This window comes from Roseovarius sp. (genome assembly GCF_965228755.1).
In the GTDB taxonomy this organism is placed as follows: domain Bacteria; phylum Pseudomonadota; class Alphaproteobacteria; order Rhodobacterales; family Rhodobacteraceae; genus Roseovarius.
Map to the genome: position 1 here is coordinate 377,212 of NZ_CBDDIG010000005.1, position 17,328 is coordinate 394,539.

Annotated in this window: 16 protein-coding genes and 1 pseudogene; 11 read left to right on the plus strand and 6 right to left on the minus strand. The window is 67.2% G+C overall.

Annotation, left to right across the window (positions count from 1 at the left end; genetic code table 11):
• The first annotated feature begins 53 nt into the window (after positions 1-53).
• The 5 genes and pseudogenes from ACO07J_RS05190 to ACO07J_RS05210 all read left to right on the plus strand — a co-directional run bounded on the left by ACO07J_RS05190 (position 54) and on the right by ACO07J_RS05210 (position 5,081).
• On the plus strand, positions 54-995 hold the full coding sequence (locus ACO07J_RS05190) for a phytanoyl-CoA dioxygenase family protein (protein ID WP_422026936.1): 942 nt from the start codon (positions 54-56) through the stop codon (positions 993-995).
• 8 nt (positions 996-1,003) lie between these two features.
• Positions 1,004-2,494, plus strand: a complete 1,491-nt coding sequence (locus tag ACO07J_RS05195) for a UxaA family hydrolase (RefSeq protein WP_422026938.1) — start codon at positions 1,004-1,006, stop codon at positions 2,492-2,494.
• A 31-nt stretch (positions 2,495-2,525) separates the two neighbouring features.
• Positions 2,526-3,431 (plus strand): annotated as a pseudogene (locus ACO07J_RS05200) (NAD(P)-dependent oxidoreductase); the annotation flags it as partial.
• Positions 3,428-4,150, plus strand: coding sequence for an SDR family oxidoreductase (locus ACO07J_RS05205; protein ID WP_422026940.1), 723 nt, complete (start codon positions 3,428-3,430; stop codon positions 4,148-4,150). The pseudogene ACO07J_RS05200 and the gene ACO07J_RS05205, both read left to right, overlap by 4 nt.
• A 19-nt stretch (positions 4,151-4,169) precedes the next feature.
• On the plus strand, positions 4,170-5,081 hold the full coding sequence (locus ACO07J_RS05210) for a DMT family transporter (RefSeq protein WP_422026942.1): 912 nt from the start codon (positions 4,170-4,172) through the stop codon (positions 5,079-5,081).
• Positions 5,082-5,181: 100 nt separating this feature from the next.
• Here ACO07J_RS05210 and ACO07J_RS05215 read toward each other — a convergent pair whose 3' ends face one another.
• From ACO07J_RS05215 to ACO07J_RS05225, 3 genes are read right to left on the minus strand one after another with little or no spacing between them, the layout of a single operon-like run.
• The gene (locus ACO07J_RS05215) at positions 5,182-5,982 is read right to left on the minus strand and encodes an NAD-dependent epimerase/dehydratase family protein (RefSeq protein WP_422026944.1); all 801 of its coding nucleotides are present in this window, start codon (positions 5,980-5,982) and stop codon (positions 5,182-5,184) included.
• Positions 5,983-5,985: 3 nt separating this feature from the next.
• A complete protein-coding gene (locus tag ACO07J_RS05220) occupies positions 5,986-6,723 on the minus strand; it encodes an SDR family oxidoreductase (protein WP_422026946.1) in 738 nt (245 codons plus the stop codon).
• A 48-nt stretch (positions 6,724-6,771) separates the two neighbouring features.
• Entirely contained in the window at positions 6,772-8,553 is a 1,782-nt protein-coding gene (locus tag ACO07J_RS05225; protein WP_422026948.1) for an IlvD/Edd family dehydratase, read from the minus strand.
• Positions 8,554-8,799: 246 nt separating this feature from the next.
• On the opposite strand from ACO07J_RS05225, the gene ACO07J_RS05230 reads away from it, so the two are divergent.
• The gene (locus ACO07J_RS05230) at positions 8,800-9,498 is read left to right on the plus strand and encodes an RraA family protein (protein WP_422026950.1); all 699 of its coding nucleotides are present in this window, start codon (positions 8,800-8,802) and stop codon (positions 9,496-9,498) included.
• A 4-nt stretch (positions 9,499-9,502) separates the two neighbouring features.
• On the opposite strand, the gene ACO07J_RS05235 is transcribed toward ACO07J_RS05230, so the two are convergent.
• From ACO07J_RS05235 to ACO07J_RS05245, 3 genes are read right to left on the minus strand one after another with little or no spacing between them, the layout of a single operon-like run.
• Positions 9,503-10,399, minus strand: coding sequence for a phytanoyl-CoA dioxygenase family protein (locus ACO07J_RS05235; RefSeq protein WP_422026952.1), 897 nt, complete (start codon positions 10,397-10,399; stop codon positions 9,503-9,505).
• 14 nt (positions 10,400-10,413) lie between these two features.
• Positions 10,414-11,334 (minus strand): NAD(P)-dependent oxidoreductase, encoded by a 921-nt coding sequence (locus tag ACO07J_RS05240; protein ID WP_422026954.1) that lies wholly within the window; start codon positions 11,332-11,334, stop codon positions 10,414-10,416.
• 11 nt (positions 11,335-11,345) lie between these two features.
• The gene (locus ACO07J_RS05245) at positions 11,346-12,107 is read right to left on the minus strand and encodes an SDR family oxidoreductase (protein ID WP_422026956.1); all 762 of its coding nucleotides are present in this window, start codon (positions 12,105-12,107) and stop codon (positions 11,346-11,348) included.
• 117 nt (positions 12,108-12,224) lie between these two features.
• Between ACO07J_RS05245 and ACO07J_RS05250 the strand changes: the two genes are divergently transcribed.
• From ACO07J_RS05250 to ACO07J_RS05270, 5 genes are read left to right on the plus strand one after another with little or no spacing between them, the layout of a single operon-like run.
• Positions 12,225-13,262, plus strand: a complete 1,038-nt coding sequence (locus ACO07J_RS05250; RefSeq protein ID WP_422026958.1) for an L-idonate 5-dehydrogenase — start codon at positions 12,225-12,227, stop codon at positions 13,260-13,262.
• Positions 13,256-13,858 (plus strand): LysE family translocator, encoded by a 603-nt coding sequence (locus ACO07J_RS05255; RefSeq protein ID WP_422026960.1) that lies wholly within the window; start codon positions 13,256-13,258, stop codon positions 13,856-13,858. The genes ACO07J_RS05250 and ACO07J_RS05255 overlap by 7 nt, the downstream gene beginning before the upstream one ends.
• 23 nt (positions 13,859-13,881) lie before the next feature.
• Positions 13,882-14,799 carry a dihydrodipicolinate synthase family protein gene (locus ACO07J_RS05260; protein ID WP_422026962.1) on the plus strand — a complete coding sequence of 306 codons (918 nt, stop codon included), beginning with the start codon at positions 13,882-13,884 and terminating at the stop codon, positions 14,797-14,799.
• Positions 14,787-16,196 carry an FAD-binding oxidoreductase gene (locus ACO07J_RS05265; protein ID WP_422026964.1) on the plus strand — a complete coding sequence of 470 codons (1,410 nt, stop codon included), beginning with the start codon at positions 14,787-14,789 and terminating at the stop codon, positions 16,194-16,196. Before ACO07J_RS05260 ends, ACO07J_RS05265 begins: the two co-directional genes overlap by 13 nt.
• Positions 16,186-17,328, plus strand: a complete 1,143-nt coding sequence (locus tag ACO07J_RS05270; protein ID WP_422026966.1) for a fumarylacetoacetate hydrolase family protein — start codon at positions 16,186-16,188, stop codon at positions 17,326-17,328. The genes ACO07J_RS05265 and ACO07J_RS05270 overlap by 11 nt, the downstream gene beginning before the upstream one ends.

Here is a 17,328-nt window from a genome sequence, read left to right on the forward strand (position 1 = left end):
GGGGGCGGGCGAGCCCGCCCCTTTCCACGTCCTGATAAGCGCGCGGAGGCGCCATGCTTGACCAATCCCAGATAGATGCGTTTCACCGGGACGGGGTGATCGTTGACCCGGACGTGCTGCCGCCCGAGGTTCTGGCGTCGGTACGGGCGGAATATGCGGGCCTGCTGGACGGGTTGTATGACGGCTGGCATCGCGAGGGGCGGGTGCCCCCGCCGGAAGGGCGGGATTTCCAGGACAAGCTGCTGACCAGCTACAAGGCCAGCTGCGACTGGTTCCAGCCGATGGATATCTCGCTCCCGGGGGACCAGGTGACGCCCGAAACGCCGTTTCACTTCGGCCCGGCGGTGTTCGACATGATCACCTGCACGCGGCTTCTGGACCTGGTGGAAGGCCTGATCGGGCCCGAGATCACCTCGAACCCGATCCAGCATGTCCGGCTCAAACCGCCGGTGGGCGAGTTGCACAAGGACGAGATCCGCGCGCATGTGGGCGGCACCGACTGGCACCAGGATCGCGGCGTGGGGCACGAGGAGGCCGACGGCACGACCATGGTGACGGTCTGGCTGGCGATCACCGATGCCACGGTCGAGAACGGCTGCCTTCAGGCGATCCCCGGCACGCCGCAAATGTACCCGCATTGCCCGAAGAAACAGACGGCGATTGCCGACGGCTGTCTCGACCTTTCGCAGGCGCGGCCGCTGCCGGTCAAGGCGGGGGGCGCGGTGATCTTCCACCCGCTGACGCCGCATGCCTCGCTCGACAACCGGTCGGACCGGTTCCGCTGGTCCTTCGACATCCGCTACAGCGTGACCGGCCAGCCGACGGGCCGCGCGCATTTCCCCGGCTTCGTCGCCCGGTCGCGCACCCACCCGGAGACCGAGCTGCGCGACTGGCGCACCTGGCGCGAGATGTGGCAGGCCGCACGGGCGCGCCTCTCCGGCCAGCCGCACATCCCCATCCACCGCTGGCGCGCCGACAGCCCGTCCTGCGCCTGAGGTGATCGATGAAGACCGTGCGACTGTCCGACGCCGACAACGTGGCGACCGCCATCACCCAGCTTGCCCCCGGCGAGGGCGGCGCCGCGGAACCGATCCCGCGCGGCCACAAGCTCGCCACCCGCCCCATCCCCCGCGGCGAGGCGGTGCGCAAATACGCCCAGGTCATCGGCTATGCCGCGGCCGATATCCCCCAGGGCGCCCACGTCCACACCCATAACCTCGAATTCCGCAACGTCGACACCGCCTACGAGTTCTCGACCAACCTGACACCCGCCACGCCCGCGACCACCACCGACACCTTCATGGGCTACCGCCGCGCCTCGGGCCGGGTCGGCACGCGCAACTACATCGCCGTCCTCACCTCGGTGAACTGCTCGGCCACCGCCGCGCGGATGATCGCCGACCACTTCACGCCTGAGCGGCTTGCGCCCTATCCCAATGTCGACGGCGTCGCGGCCTTCGTCCACGGCACCGGCTGCGGCATGGCCGCCTCGGGTGAGGGGTTCGAGGCCCTGCAGCGTGTCATGTGGGGCTATGCCCGCAACCCCAATGTCGGCGGCGTGCTGATGGCCGGGCTGGGCTGCGAGACCAACCAGATCGACTGGCTGGTCGAGGCGTTCGGCCTGACGCCGGGGCCGCTCTTCCAGACGATGAACATCCAGGACGTGGGCGGCATCCGAAAGACGGTCGAGGCCGGCATAGCCAGGATCGAGGCGATGCTGCCCCTGGTCGACGAGGCCGAGCGCGAGCCATGCCCGGCCTCGGAGCTGATGATCGCCCTGCAATGCGGCGGGTCCGATGCCTGGTCGGGGATCACCGCCAACCCCGCGGTCGGCCATGCCTGCGACCTGCTGGTCGCACAGGGCGGCACCGGCGTGCTGGCCGAGACGCCCGAGATCTACGGGGCCGAGCACCTGCTGACCGCGCGCGCGGCCAGCCGCGAGGTGGGCGAGAAGCTGGTCACCCTCATCCGCTGGTGGGAAGATTACACCGCCCGCAACCACGGCAACATGGACAACAACCCCAGCCCCGGCAACAAGAAGGGCGGCCTGACCACCATCCTCGAAAAGTCGCTCGGCGCGGCGGCCAAGGGCGGCACGACCCCCCTCACCGGCGTCTACAAATATGCCGAGCCGGTGACGGCCAGGGGCTTCACCTTCATGGACAGCCCCGGCTACGACCCGGCCAGCGTGACCGGGCAGATTGCCGGCGGCTGCAACCTTGTCGCCTTCACCACCGGCCGCGGCTCGGCCTTCGGCTCGAAGCCCGCGCCGACGCTGAAGGTGGCGACCAACAGCCAAATGTACGACCGGATGACCGAGGATATGGACGTGAACGCCGGCCGTATCCTGACCGACGGCGCCAGCGTCGAGGAGGTCGGGCGCGAGATCTACGAGGCGTGGCTGCGGCTGGCCTCGGGCGAGGTGTCGAAATCCGAGGCGCAGGGGCTGGGCGATCATGAATTCGTGCCGTGGCAGATCGGCGCGGTGATGTAGGGCGCGCCAGCCCTTCGGGCGGCGCCATCAAAGGGAGGAAGACATGAGCAAGCCGACGATCGGATTCATCGGGCTCGGGCTGATGGGCCGGGCCATGGTGGGGTGCCTGCAGGATGCGGGCTACGACGTGACCGTGCTGGGCAACCGCGACCGGAGCGGGATCGAGGAGGCCGTGGCACGCGGCGGCCGCGAGGCCGGTTCGGCCAGGGAGATGGCCGAGAGCTGCGATATCGTGATGCTCTGCGTGGGCACCTCCGAGCAGGTCGAGCAACGGATCTACGGAGAGGACGGCGTGCTGGCCGGGGCAAAACCGGGCCAGGTGGTGATCGATTTCGGCACCTCCTTGCCCTCGTCGACGCAGAAGATCGGGTCCGACCTGGCCGAGAAGGGCGCGGTCTATCTCGACGCGCCGCTGGGCCGGACGCCGGCCCATGCCAAGGATGGCTTGCTGAACATCATGTGCGCGGGGGACGAGGCCGCCTACAGCCGCGTCAAGCCGGTGCTCGACGTGCTGGGCGAGAATGTCTTCCACCTCGGCAAGCTGGGCAACGGGCACACGATCAAGCTGATCAACAACTTCTTCGCCATGACCACGGCGACCGCCATGTCCGAGGCCTTCGCAGCGGCGGATGCGGCGGGCATCGAGCGCGAGGCGCTCTTCGGCGTGATGTCGGCCGGGCCGCTCAAATCGGGGATGATGGAGTTCATCCGCAACTACGCCGTCGACGGCAAGATCGACCTGGCCTTTTCGGTGGCGAACGGCGCCAAGGACGTGGGCTATTACCGGCAGATGACGGCGGATCTCGGGCTGGAAAGCCGCATGTCGACCGCCGCCGACGCCACGCTGCGCGAGGCGCGGGATGGCGGCGATGGCGGGATCATGATCCCGGAAATGGTCGACTGGATGGGCAAGCATCTCGGGAGTGGACGATCATGAGACTGAAGGGCAAGCGCGCCTTCATCACCGCCGCGGGGCAGGGCATCGGCCGCGCGAGCGCCGCGGCGATGGCCCGCGAGGGGGCGCAAGTGATTGCAACCGACCTGAACGGCGACCTGCTGGCGGGGCTCGACGTGGCCGAGAGCTTCGCGCTCGACGCGCTGGACAAGGCGGCGCTGGTGAAGGCGGTGGGCGCGGCGGCGCCCGATATCCTCGTCAACTGCTCGGGCATCGTGCATTCGGGCACGGTGCTGGATGCTACGGACGAGGAGTTCGACCTTGCCATGAACCTCAACGTGCGGGCGCATTTTCACGCGATCCAGGCGGCAGTGCCGGGGATGCTGGAACGCGGGGCGGGGTCGATCGTCAACATCGCCTCGGTCTGTTCCAGTATGCGGGGCCTGCCGAACCGGTTCATCTACGGCACGTCGAAGGGCGCGACGATCGGGCTGACCAAGCAGGTCGCGGCCGATTACATCACGCGCGGCATCCGCTGCAACTGCATCGCGCCGGGTACGGTGGACAGCCCCTCGCTTCAGCAGCGGCTGAAGGACACGGGCGATTACGACGCGGCGATGAAGGCCTTCGTCGCCCGCCAGCCCATGGGCCGGCTGGGCGAGGCCGAGGAGATCGCCGATCTCGTGGTCTACCTCGCCAGTGACGAGACGCGCTACATGACCGGGCAATGCGTGGCCATCGACGGCGGGATGACGATGTGACCGGCCAGCGGATGACGATGTGAGCCCGCCCCAGCCAAGGGAAGACCGCACCGCCGCGGGCGTGCTGACCATGTTCTTTGCCGTGGTCTTCTTCACCTGCATCGACAGTTCCGCCAAGTGGTTGACGCTGGCGGGGATGCCGGTGCTGCAGGTGGTGTTCGCGCGCTATTGCGGGCATTTCGTCTATGCGACGCTGCTTTACCTCCCGCAGGAGGGGCTGTCGGCGTTCCGGTCGCGGGCGCCGCTGAAACAGGTGTTGCGGTCGAGCTTCCTGTTCGGCTCGACCGTCTGCAACTTCTTCGCGCTGCAATCGCTGCCGATCACGGTGACCACGACGATCATGTTCGCGGGGCCGATCGTGGTGACGCTGCTGGCCATTCCGATCCTTGGAGAAAAGGTCGGCCTGCGCCGGATCGCGGCGGTCTGCACCGGGTTCGTAGGCGTGCTGGTGGTGATGCAGCCCTGGGGGGCCGAGTTCCACCCGGCGATGCTGTTCTCGCTGGCGGCGCTGGTGATCGCCTCGCTCTACTTCATCATGACCCGGATGCTGGCAGGGGTGGAAACCAACGCGACACAGCAGGTCTGGTCGGCGGGGATTGCCTCGGTCGTGCTGGCGCCGTTCGCGGCCTCGGTCTGGGTCTGGCCGGAAAGCGGCACGGAATGGCTGGTGATGTTCCTGATCGGCGGGTTCGGGATGACCGGGCACATCCTGGCCACGACCGCGCATCGCTGGGCCGATGCGTCGATCCTGGCGCCGATGGTCTACAGCCAGATCTTCCTGGCGGCGGTGGCGGGGATCGTGGTCTTCGCAACATGGCCCACGGTCTGGACGCTGGGCGGGGGCGTGATCATCATCGGCGCGGGCCTCTACATCTGGCACCGCGAGCGGCAGAAGGCGGGCGCGCTGCGCAAATCGACCCGGGTGCCCTGAGCGGGGCGTCGGCAAAAACACCGACGCAATACCGACAAAATACCGACGTTATACCGACGTCTGAAATCCTGCAAAACAAGGGGTGTGGGCCCCGACCGGGTCAGTCCTCGAAATGCCCCGCCTTGGCGAATTTTCCACCTTGGTAGATCACCTCCGGATCGCCCGGATCCTGCGCCGGGTCATCGGCGAAGAGGTGGGCGAATTGCGCCGAGCTGTCCTGTGGATGCCAGCCGAGATAGGCGGTTTCGGAATTGTCCCACCAGCTTTCCTCGTTGTCCGAAACCCCGTAAACTATGGGGCATCCCAGCCTCGGCACCTCCAGCATCACCCCGATCAGCCGCAGCATGTCGGCCGACGACATCCACGTCGCCAGCATCCGCCGATCCTTCGGCTGCGGAAAGCACGACCCGATGCGCAGGATCAGCGTCTCGATGCCGTACTTGTCCCAATACATCCGCGCCAGCGCCTCGCCATGGGCTTTCGATACGCCGTAATTGCTGTCCGGTCGGATGGGGGAGGATGCGGTGAGCCTTGTTTCACGGGCGTGAAAGCCGATCACGTGGTTGGAGCTGGCGAAGAGGATGCGCTTCGCGCCTTCCTTGCGGGCGGCCTCGTAAAGGGAATAGGTGCCGTCGATATTGACCCGGTGGATCAGATCGGCGCGGTTCTCGGTCGAGATGCCGCCGAAATGCAGGATGGCATCGCAACCCTTGACCATGGACCGCACGGCATCGGCATCGGTCAGGTCGCAGGCGACGAGTTCCTCGTGCGCGGCCGCTTCGCCAAGGTCGGCGACATCGGCAAGGCGCACGGTCTTTGCATACTCGGCCAGCCCCTCGCGAATCTGCTGGCCGATGGTGCCGGCGGCGCCGGTCATGAGCAGGCGGTCGGTCTTTCGCATGGGTTACCCCCGGCCGATATAGGGCATGTTGGTGGCCATGACGGTCATGAACTGCACGTTGGCATCCAGCGGCAAGTTGGCCATGTGCAGCACGGAACTGGCCACCTGTGCCACGTCCATCACCGGTTCAACCGCGATGGAGCCGTCGGCCTGCGGCACGCCCTCGGTCATCTTGGCGGCCATCTCGGTCAGGGCGTTGCCGATGTCGATCTGGCCGCAGGCGATGTTGAACGGGCGCCCGTCGAGGCTGATCGAGCGGGTCAGGCCGGTGATCGCGTGTTTCGAGGCGGTGTAGGGCGAGGAACCCCAGCGCGGAACGTAGGCCGAGACCGAGCCGTTGTTGATGATCCGGCCACCCTGCGGCTCTTGCTTTCTCATGATACCAAACGCGGCGCGGGCACAGATGAAGCTGCCGGTCACGTTGATGTCGATGACCTTGCGGAACTCGTCGACCGGGATTTCGTCGATCGGCGCGCCGGGGCGGCCGATGCCGGCATTGTTGAAAATGGCGTCGAGGTGGCCCCAGTCTTTCGCCGCGCGGTCGAAGGCCGCCTCGACCTGCGCCTCGCCGGTGACGTCGCAGGGCAGGGTGAGGGCGTTTGCGTGCCCGTTCGCCGTTTCCTCCAGCGCCTCGGCGCGGCGGCCGACGAGCCCCACGCGCCAGCCGGCGTCGAGGAAGGCATGGGCGGTGGCGCGGCCCACGCCGCCGCCGCCGCCGGTGATGATGATGGTCTTGGACATGGTTTTCCTCCCGTTGTGCCGGGCGGCCGGGCCACCCTGCCGCGTGGTCTAGTGGTTGTCCCTCGGCAGGTCGCGGCCGACCTTCTGATAGGCGGTGGCCAGTTCGAGACAGCCGCCATTGGCAAGCTGGCCGACATGGGTGCGGTAGATTTCCTGCCACGGTGTCTGGCTCTTGATCTCGGGCGCCTGCCACGCGTCGATCCGGGCCTGCCACTCGGCCTCGTCCACCAGCGCATCCATGCGCGAGGCGTTGAGGTCGAGCCGCACCATGTCGCCGGTCTCGAGATAGGCCAGCCCGCCGCCGACCGCGCTTTCGGGCGAGGCGTTGAGGATCGAGGGGCTTTCCGAGGTGCCCGACTGGCGCCCGTCGCCCACGGTCGGCAGGTGGTGGATGCCCTGCCGGATGATCGCATCCGGGGGCTGCATGTTCACCACTTCGGCCGCACCCGGATAGCCGACACAGCCGACACCGCGAATGAAGAGGATGGTGCGCTCGTCGATGCCGAGCCCGGCATCGTTGATCCGGTCGTGGTAATCCTCGGGCCCTTCGAAGACCACGGCGCGGGCCTCGAACACGTTCTCGTTGCCGGGTTCCGACAGGAACCGCTTGCGGAAATCGTCGGAGATCACGCTGGTCTTCATCAGGGCGGAGTCGAACAGGTTGCCGGTCAGCACCTTGAAGCCCGCGTTCTTGCGCAGGGGGGCGTCGTAAGTGGTGATGACATTGTGGTCCGCGCTTTCGAGCCCGGCGAGGTTTGTGCCCATGGTCTGCCCGGTGGCGGTCATCACCCCCTCGTGGATGCGGCCCGCGCGGACCAGCTCGGCCATCACCGCCGGCACGCCGCCCGCGCGGAAGAAGCTTTCGCCGAGGTATTCGCCGGCGGGCTGCATGTTGACCATGAGCGGCACGTCGAAGCCGATGGTCTCCCAGTCCTTCACGTCGAGGTCGACGCCGATATGGCGGGCGACGGCCTGCAGGTGGGGCGGGGCGTTGGTCGAGCCGCCGATGGCGGCGTTGACGATGATGGCGTTCTCGAAGGCCTCGCGCGTCATGATGTCGGACGGCTTGAGGTCCTCGTAAACCATGGCGACGATGCGCTTGCCGGTCTCGTATGCCATGGCCATTCGTTCGCGGAAGGGTGCGGGAATCGCCGAGTTGCCGGTCAGCGACATGCCGAGCGCCTCGGCCATGGCGTTCATCGTGCTGGCCGTGCCCATGGTGTTGCAATGGCCGAGGCTGGGCGCGGAGGAGCAGACGCGGCTGAGGAACTCGTCATAGTCGATCTCGCCCGCGGCCAGCAGGCGGCGGCTTTCCCAGACGATCATGCCCGAGCCTGCGCGCTTGCCCTTCCACCAGCCATCCAGCATCGGCCCGCCGTTGAGGGCGATAGCCGGCAGGTCGACCGTGGCCGCGCCCATCAGCATGGCGGGCGTGGTCTTGTCGCAGCCGGTGGTCAGCACGACGCCGTCGATCGGGTAGCCGTGCAGCACCTCGACAAGGCTGAGATATTGCAGGTTCCGGTCGAGCGCGGCGGTGGGCCGCTTGCCGGTTTCCTGGATCGGGTGGACGGGAAACTCCATCGGGATTCCGCCCGCCTCGCGGATGCCGGCCTTGATCCGGTCCATCAGGAAGACGTGGATCTTGTTGCATGGCGCAAGGTCCGAGCCGGTCTGGGCGATGCCGATGACGGGCTTGCCGGACTGAAGTTCCTCGCGGGTGAATTCCTGGTTCTGGTATCGCTCGAGATAGAGCGCGGTCATGCCCGGGTTGTTCGGGTTGTCGAACCATTCCTGCGACCGGAACTGCTTGTTCGCGCGTGTGTCAGACATCGAGCCAATCTCCCAATATTCCGTGTTCGCTGGCGTCGGGCGAACACGCCTCTTGTGACAGCATTCCCATTTGGTATACCAAATGCAAGGGCAATTCGCCCTGATTTGAAAGGCATCCGGCGGAATCTTTCGTCTTGTGGCGTCAGTTTGCCGGAAATGCCCGGCGTCGTGCCGGAAACGGTGCGGCGGGAAGCCGAGATGTGTCGGCGGGCCTGTGCGCCGATGCCTGCAACGTGGAGAGACGCCATGATCGAAGAGCCGCCCGTATTGACCCTGCGCCGGAGCTTTCCGCGCCCCACCGCCGCCCAGATCGCTGCGTTCAAGGGCGTGCCGACCGGGTTCGTCTGTGACGCGATGGGCGGGCAGGGGGCGCTGAGTTCCGCCATCCAGCCGATCGGCGGCGGGCGGGATATCGACTGTCGCGCCGTGGGCCCGGCGCTGGTGGCCGATAACGGGCCGGCGGAGATCCTCGCGACGATGGGCGCGCTGCATATCCTCGAGCCGGGCGACATCGTCGTGGCGGCGGTGCACGGGCACCGAAACTGTTCGGCGGCGGGCGATCAGTTCTGCGGCATGATGAAGAACAAGGGCGCGGCCGGGTTCGTGACCGATGGCGAGATGCGCGATTACGAGGGGATCGTCGAGGTGGGGCTGCCGGCGTGGTGTACCGGGCTGAGCCCGAATTCGCCCTATTCCAACGGGCCGGCCAGGGCGGGGTTCGGCGCCATGATCGGCGGCGCGCGGGTCGAGAGCGGCGATTTGATCGTGGCCGACCGGAACGGCGTGGTCGTGGTGCCCCTGTCCGAGATCGACCGGGTGATCGAGCGGCTGGCGAAGGTACGGGAGCTGGAAGGCGCGCTCGAGGCGAAGGTGCGGGACGGGTTCTGCCAAATGGCGGCCATCGAGGAGATGATCGCCGACGGCCGCGCGGTGATCGAGGCGTAGGCGGTCAGTCCATGGCGAAGGCGCTGCGCGCGCCGGCGGATTCCTGTGTACGGAAGATCGAGCCGGTGTCGGGCGCCGGGGGCAGGGGCATGGTGACGGGCACCTGTTCCAGCCGGGGTGTCAGGCAGGGTTTGCCGGTGATCGTGCGGTCCTGAAGATCCTCCCAGAACTTCCGCTGGCCGAGCGCGTGGAAATAGGAATTCGCGCCGAGAAGCGGCCAGGCATCGGCGCTGGCGCATTCGTAGAACAGGATCATCCGCGCCCGGTCGCTCCGGTTCGGGGCGGAGCCGTGCAGGAGGCGGGCGTGGTGGACCGTCATGCTGCCGGCCTTGCCGGTGAGGGTGACGATTTTCTCGCGGTCGAAGGCCGGGTCGTCGGGGTCGATGGCACCGGCGAAGACACCGTTGGACGTATGGTCGAGCACCGGGCCGCGATGGGTGCCGGGGATGACCATCAGGGGCCCGTTCGCCTCGTCCACGTCTTCCAGCATCAGGCCGAAGGCGAGCAGGTCGTCATTGGTGTGCGGGTAGAAGGCCCAGTCCTGGTGCCATTCCACCGCCCGCCCGCCGCCGGGGGCCTTTGTGTTGAGCTTGGAGGTCAGGATCGTGGTGTCGGGGCCGAGCAGGTCGTTGAGCACCTGTGTCATGGTGGAGTGGCGCAGCACCTCCCAGAAATACGGATCCTGCTTGTGGGGGATCTTGATACGGGTGAGGCGCGGGCTGTCGGGGCCGTGGCCTTTGTCGAGGTCGTAAACATCATCGCTTTCGCTGACGGTGCGGGAGGCGTCGATCAGCCTTGCGGTGATGGCGCGCAGGCGGTCGAGCTGGTCGGGCGTGACCGCGTTCTCGATCATCAGGTAGCCGTTCTCGGCGTAGAAGTCCCGTTGCGCGTCGCTCAGCATCGCATTGCCCTCCTTCAGCGGCCCTTCTTCACTTCCGCATCCATGTCGAGACCGTTCAGCCGGCCCACGTGATCCGACAGCATCGGCACGTAATCCTGGCCGGCGCCCACCGCCTCGGCATGGGTGAAGTAGTGTTTCGCGGCCGCGGCCATCACGTTCATCACGCTGGCGTCGGTGGCCATGGCGTTCACGTAGCGGATGTCCTTGGACATGTTGGCGATGGTGAACTTGTGGGCGTCGCGGTCGCGCTCGCAGACATAGGTCATGAAGGTGCCGAAGAAGCCGCTGCCGAGGCGGCTGGGGCCGATCACCTCGCGGAAGGTATGGGGCGAGATGCCGACCTTGGCGCCGAGGGCGGCGGTTTCGGAATAGAGCGCCGCGTAGGCCGCGCCGAGGAAGTTCATCAGCAGTTTCATCTTGTGGCCCGAACCCGTCGGGCCGATGCGGGTGATGGTGCCGGCCCAGCAGTCGATCACCGGCGAGACGGTGGCGAAATCACCCTCGTCACAGCCGACCATGGCGTCGAGCTTGCCCTCCTCGGCCTCCTTGGGGGTACGGCCGAGGGGCGCGTCGACCATCTTCACGCCCTGTTCCGCCATCTCGGCGGCCAGCGCCATGGTCGAGACCGGGTCGGCGGTGGTGGTGTCGATCACGATCAACCCTTTCCGCGCGCCGGCGAGGATGCCGTCGGGCCCGCGGATCACCGCCTCGACCTGTGGTGAGTTCGACAGGCAGATGTGGATGATGTCGCAGTGTTCGGCCATCTCCTTGGGGCTTGAGGCTTCCCTGGCTCCCTTTCCGACAAGGCTGTCGACCGGCTCGCGGTTCCTGTTGCCCTTGATCCAGAGGTCGTAGCCACCCTTCAGGATGTTGCTGGCCATGCCGTGGCCCATCAGGCCCACGCCGATGAAACCGATGACGGGTTTGTCGCTCATGTTCTCCTCCCTTAAAGGCTGGCCGTGATGCCGCCGTCGACGAACAGCGTGTGACCGTTGACGAAGCTCGCCGCGTCGGAGGCGAGGAAGACGCAGGCGCCGACCAGTTCCTCGACCTTGCCCCAGCGCCCTGCGGGGGTGCGTTTCTCGAGCCATGTGGTGAAATCCGGGTCGGCGACGAGGGCGGCATTGAGCGGCGTGTCGAAATAGCCCGGCGCGATGGCGTTGCAGTTGAGCCCGTGCTTCGCCCAGTCGGTCGCCATGCCCTTGGTCAGGTTGGTGACGGCGCCCTTGGACGCGGTGTAGGGGGCGATGCCGGGGCGGGCGAGCTGGCTTTGCACGCTGGCGATGTTGATGATCCGGCCCGATTGCCGGGCGATCATGTGGCGGGCGGCGGCCTGGCCCACGTAGAAGACCGAATTCACGTTGGTGCGCATGAGGCGGTCGAAATCCTCGGGCGGGAAATCTTCCAGCGGGGTCCGGTGCTGCATGCCGGCGTTGTTGACGAGGATGTGGATCGGGCCGGTATCGGTTTCGTAGCCGTCGATGGCGTCACGGGCGGCGGTGGCGTCGGTCACGTCGAAGGGCAGGGTGTCAACCTCGGCGCCCTCGGCGCGCAGTGTCTCCTCCGCCTCCTTCAGCCGGTCGGCATTGCGGGCGTTCAGCACCAGCCGGGCCCCGGCCTGAGCCAGACCGCGCGCCAGGGCGAACCCGATGCCCATGGAAGAGCCGGTGACGAGGGCCGTGCGGCCCGTCAGATCGAACAGTTGCATTCATCCTCCCTGCGGCGCCCGAAAGGGAAATTCGCATTCCCGGTCGAACGTGCCTTGAACAAATGGTATACCATTTTTATAACGATGCAAGCGGAACCCCGGGGAGGACGGTCTGCGATGACAGCGCTCTACGCCCATGTGGCGAAAGACCTGCGCCTCGAGGCGTGCGAGGCGGCCGACCCGGAGCCGGGGCAGGTGCGCGTGCGGGTGAGCCGCGGCGGGATCTGCGGGTCGGATTTGCATTACTTCAACCACGGCGGGTTCGGCACGGTCAGGCTGCGGGAGCCGATGATTCTCGGGCACGAGGTGGCGGGAATCGTCGAGGCGTTGGGCGAAGGGGTCGAGGGATTCGACCTTGGTGATCTGGTCGCGGTGTCGCCGTCGCGGCCCTGTGGCAGTTGCGGCGAATGCCTGCGTGGGCTGCCGAACCATTGCCTGAACATGCGGTTCTACGGCTCGGCCATGCCGTTTCCCCATGTGCAGGGCGCGTTTCGCGAGGTGCTGGTGGCCGAGGCGGCGCAATGCGTGCCGGCCCACGGGCTGACCCCGGCCGAGGCGGCGATGGCGGAGCCGTTGTCGGTGGCGCTGCACGCGGTGCGCCGGGCGGGGGAGATGCTGGGCCGACGGGTGCTGGTGACGGGCTGCGGGCCGATCGGGGTGCTGGTCATCCTGGCCGCGCGGCGGGCCGGGGCGGCGGAGATCATCGCCACGGACATTGCCGAGAACGGGTTGGCCTTCGCCCGGGCGGCGGGGGCGGATGTGGCGTTGGATACGTCGAAGGACCCCGAGGCGCTGGCGCCATACGCTGTGGGCAAGGGCAGCCTTGACGTGCTGTTCGAATGTTCCGGCGCCGAGACTGCGCTGGCCAGCGGGATCGCGGCGCTTCGGCCGCGGGGGCGGGTGGTTCAGCTTGGCCTGTCGGGCGACATGCGCTTGCCGATGATGCAAATCACCGCGAAGGAACTGTCGCTTGGCGGCTCGTTCCGGTTTCACGAGGAATTCGCGGTGGCGGTGGAGTTGATGCGCAAGGGGCTGATCGACGTGGCGCCGCTGGTTACCCACAGCTTTCCGCTGGCTGAGTTCGGGGCAGCCTTCGCCACGGCGTCTGACCGGGCGCAGGCGATGAAGGTGCAACTGGATTTCACGGTATGCTGACATTCGCCGCCGCCGTCTTCTTCCTGATCATCACGCCGGGGCCCGGGGTGATGACGACGGCCGGGTTCGGGGCGGCCTATGGGTTCAACGCCTCGCTGCGCTACGTGCTGGGGCTGTTCATCGGCACCAACCTGGTGATGCTGGCGGTGATGACGGGGCTTGCGGCGGTGATCCTGTCGGTGCCGTGGTTGCGGACCGTGCTGATGTTCGCCTCGGTGGCCTACCTGCTGTACCTGGCGGGTCGCATCGCCTTTGCCGGCGCGAAGGTGGCGTTCATGGAGGCGAAATCGCCCCCCGGCGTGCTGGGCGGGCTGATGCTGCAGGCGATCAACCCCAAGGCCTATGCGGTGAACACCTCGCTGATCACCGGGTTCGACTATGCGCCGGATGCCTTCCTGTTCGAGATGGTCAGCAAGGCGCTGATCATGAATATCATCTGGATTCCCATCCACCTTGCGTGGCTCTGGGCCGGGGTGTCGTTGCACCGGCTCAACCTGTCGGACCGCACCCAGCGGACGATCAACATCCTGATGGCGCTGTCGATGCTGGGGGTGGTGGCGCTGGCGCTGTGGTCGGCCTCGCGGGGGGTGGAGTGAGCGCAGGACATGAAGGAGAGCGCATGACACAGAGAACGTATTCCGGCATCTGGCCGGTCGCGCCGACACCGTTTCACGAGGACGGGCAGGTTGACGGCGAGGGGATGAAGCGGGTGCTCGATTGCATGATCGACCAGGGGGTCGACGGGATCTGCATCCTTGCCAATTTCTCGGAGCAGTTCCTGATTTCAGACGCGGAGCGGGAGGCGCTGACACGGCTGTCGCTGGAGCATGTGGCGGGGCGGGTGCCGGTGATCGTGACGATCAGCCACTTCGCGACGCCCATCGTGGTGGAGCGGGCGCGGTTCGCCAAGGAGCTTGGCGCCGATATCGTGATGATGATGCCGCCCTATCACGGGGCGCTTCTGAAGGGCACGGCGGAGCAGACATTCGAGCAGTTCCGGGCCGTGGGCGAGGTAGGCATTCCGATCATGCTTCAGGACGCGCCGCTGTCGGGGGTCGACCTGCCGGTGCCCCTGCTGGTGCGGATGGCGCGGGAGATCGAGATGCTGAAGCTGTTCAAGATCGAATGCCCGCAGGCGGCGGCCAAGCTGCGGGCGCTGATTGCCGAGGGGGGCGCCGACATCGAGGGGCCGTTCGACGGGGAGGAGGCGATTACCCTGCTGGCCGATCTGGATGCAGGGGCGACGGGCACGATGACCAGCGCGATGATCCCCGACCTGATCGGGCCGGTGGTCAGGGATTTCCTTGCCGGCAACCGGCCGGCGGCAATTGAGGGGTATGCCCGCGTTTTGCCCGCCGTGAACCATGAGAACCGGCAATGCGGGTTCAGGTCTGCCAAGGCGGCGATGGTGGAGGGTGGCGTGATCGCCTCGGAATTCTGCCGCCATCCGATCCCGCCGCTGCATCCCGACACGCGGGCGATGCTGCTGGAACTGTTGAGGCCGCTCGACCCGATGGTGTTGTCATGGGGGAAATGAAGCCCCTCGACACGGCCCTGCCGGCGTTGCAGGCGCTTCTGGGCGAACGACTGGTCACGACGGAGGCCGATCGTAGCCTGCACGGGCAGAACGAGACCTATTACCCGGTCACGCCCCCCGATGCGGTCGCCTATCCGGATAGCACGGAGGAGGTGTCGGCCATCCTGCGCCTCTGCAACCGGCATGGCGTGCCGGTGACGGCCTATGGTGCGGCGAGCAGCCTCGAGGGGCAGCATCTGGCGGTAGAGGGCGGTATCAGCCTTGACATGAGCCGGATGAGCGGGGTTCTGGCGGTCAACTCGGAAGACCTGAACGCCGTGGTGCAGCCCGGCATCACCCGCAAGCGGCTGAACGAGGAGTTGCGGGCGACGGGGCTGTTCTTTCCGGTCGATCCCGGGGCGGATGCCAGCATCGGCGGGATGGCCGCGACGCGGGCGAGCGGGACGACGGCGGTGCGCTATGGCACGATGCGCGAGAATATCCTGGCGCTTGAGGCGGTGATGGCCGATGGCACGGTGATCCGCACCGGCAGCCGGGCGCGGAAAAGTTCGACCGGGTATGACCTGACGCATCTGCTGGTAGGATCGGAGGGGACACTGGGGATCATCTCCGAGCTGACCCTGCGGCTGCAGGGCATCCCCGAGGCGGTGAGCGCGGCGACCTGCCGGTTTCCCTCGGTCGAGGATGCGGTGAACTGCGTGATCCTGACGATCCAGTCTGGCCTGCCGATGGCGCGGATCGAGCTGCTGGACGAGATGATGGTGCGGGGGTTCAACCGGTATTCGCAGGCCGACCTGCCGGAGGAGCCCCACCTGTTCCTGGAGTTCCATGGCTCGCCCGCGGCCGTGGCCGAGCAGAGCGATGCCTTCGGCGAGATCGCCGCCGAGTTCGGGGCGGATGGCTGGAAGACCGCCGATACCACCGAGAAGCGGAACGCGCTGTGGGAGATGCGGCACAAGGCGCATTACGCCTCGGCCGCCTTCGGCAAGGGCGGGCATATCTGGCCCACGGATGTCTGCGTGCCGATTTCGCACCTGGCGGAGGCGGTGTTGCAGGCGCAGCGGGATGCCAGGCGGCTGGGCCTGACGGCGACGATCGTGGGGCATGTGGGGGACGGGAATTTCCATGCCGGGCTGAGTGTTGACCCGGGGGATGCGGACGCGATGGCCCATGCTGAAGAGTTCACGCAGGCGCTGGCAGAGACCGCGCTGCGCCTCGGCGGGACGGTCAGCGGCGAGCACGGGATCGGGCTGGGCAAACAGAAATTCATGGGTGCCGAGCATGGCGCGGCGCTGGCCTATATGCGGGCGATCAAGGCCGGGTTCGACCCCAACAACATTCTCAACCCCGGCAAGCTTCTGCCGCCGGGCAACCGGGAGGTTTCGGATGGTTCCTGAAGACAGCAAGGCGACATTGGTGGGGCGCATCTGGCGGCCGGGGATCGGGCCGGCGGTGGTGCGGCTCGACGGGGGCGAGGTGGTCGACATCACCAGCCGGGAGATCCCGACGATGCAGGCGCTGCTGGAGGCGGATGATCCGGCGGAGACGGCCCGCGGGGCTGCGGGCGAAATGGTCTGCACGCTGGCGGAGCTGGACGCGGGATCGACCGAGAGCGCCGGGGCGGATGACCTGCGGTTGCTGGCGCCGCCGGATTTGCAGGCGATCAAGGCCGCCGGGGTGACCTTCGCCGAGAGCATGGTCGAACGGGTGATTGAGGAGCAGGCGGCGGGCGATGCCGACCGGGCCGAGGCAATCCGGGCAAGGGTGAAATCGGTGATCGGCGACAGCCTGTCGGGGATCGAACCCGGCACGGATCAAGCCATGCAGGTGAAGGCCGTGCTGCAGGAGGAGGGCTTGTGGTCACAATATCTCGAGGTCGGGATCGGGCCGGATGCCGAGGTGTTTACAAAGTGCCAGCCCATGGCGTCGGTCGGGAGCGGGGCGGCCGTGGGCCTGCACCCGGTGTCGAGCTGGAACAACCCCGAGCCGGAAGTGGTGCTGGCGGTGAATGCGCGTGGTGCGGTCGTGGGGGCGACGCTGGGCAACGACGTGAACCTGCGGGATGTGGAGGGGCGTTCGGCGCTGCTTCTGGGCAAGGCGAAGGACAACAACGCCTCCTGTTCCATCGGCCCGTTTCTGCGGCTCTTCGACGGGGGCTACGGGATGGAGGATGTGCGCCGGGCCGAGCTGACCATGCGGGTCGAGGGGGAGGATGGCTTCGTGCTGGAGGGCCATTCCTCGATGACCAAGATCAGCCGCGACCCGGCCCAGATCGTGGCCCAGACCATCGGGGCGCATCACCAGTATCCCGACGGCTTCTTCCTGTTCCTCGGCACCATGTTCGCGCCGGTCAAGGACCGGGGCGCGACGGGGCAGGGGTTCACCCACAAGGGAGGCGATATCGTAACCATCAGCGAACCGTCGCTGGGGGCGCTGAGCAACACGGTGCGGCTGTCGACCGAGTGCCCGGACTGGGTGTTCGGGACCGCCGCGCTGATGCGGAACCTGGCGCAGAGGGGGCTGTTGTGA

Bases quoted from the DNA above. Each gene is read 5' to 3' on its own strand.
- ACO07J_RS05265 (WP_422026964.1), top strand. From the start codon at position 14,787: ATGGGGGAAATGAAGCCCCTCGACACGGCCCTGCCGGCGTTGCAGGCG.
- ACO07J_RS05270 (WP_422026966.1), top strand. From the start codon at position 16,186: ATGGTTCCTGAAGACAGCAAGGCGACATTGGTGGGGCGCATCTGGCGG.
- ACO07J_RS05190 (WP_422026936.1), top strand. From the start codon at position 54: ATGCTTGACCAATCCCAGATAGATGCGTTTCACCGGGACGGGGTGATC.
- ACO07J_RS05225 (WP_422026948.1), bottom strand. From the start codon at position 8,553: ATGTCTGACACACGCGCGAACAAGCAGTTCCGGTCGCAGGAATGGTTC.
- ACO07J_RS05260 (WP_422026962.1), top strand. From the start codon at position 13,882: ATGACACAGAGAACGTATTCCGGCATCTGGCCGGTCGCGCCGACACCG.
- ACO07J_RS05195 (WP_422026938.1), top strand. From the start codon at position 1,004: ATGAAGACCGTGCGACTGTCCGACGCCGACAACGTGGCGACCGCCATC.
- ACO07J_RS05220 (WP_422026946.1), bottom strand. From the start codon at position 6,723: ATGTCCAAGACCATCATCATCACCGGCGGCGGCGGCGGCGTGGGCCGC.
- ACO07J_RS05235 (WP_422026952.1), bottom strand. From the start codon at position 10,399: ATGCTGAGCGACGCGCAACGGGACTTCTACGCCGAGAACGGCTACCTG.
- ACO07J_RS05245 (WP_422026956.1), bottom strand. From the start codon at position 12,107: ATGCAACTGTTCGATCTGACGGGCCGCACGGCCCTCGTCACCGGCTCT.
- ACO07J_RS05240 (WP_422026954.1), bottom strand. From the start codon at position 11,334: ATGAGCGACAAACCCGTCATCGGTTTCATCGGCGTGGGCCTGATGGGC.
- ACO07J_RS05215 (WP_422026944.1), bottom strand. From the start codon at position 5,982: ATGCGAAAGACCGACCGCCTGCTCATGACCGGCGCCGCCGGCACCATC.
- ACO07J_RS05250 (WP_422026958.1), top strand. From the start codon at position 12,225: ATGACAGCGCTCTACGCCCATGTGGCGAAAGACCTGCGCCTCGAGGCG.
- ACO07J_RS05255 (WP_422026960.1), top strand. From the start codon at position 13,256: ATGCTGACATTCGCCGCCGCCGTCTTCTTCCTGATCATCACGCCGGGG.
- ACO07J_RS05205 (WP_422026940.1), top strand. From the start codon at position 3,428: ATGAGACTGAAGGGCAAGCGCGCCTTCATCACCGCCGCGGGGCAGGGC.
- ACO07J_RS05230 (WP_422026950.1), top strand. From the start codon at position 8,800: ATGATCGAAGAGCCGCCCGTATTGACCCTGCGCCGGAGCTTTCCGCGC.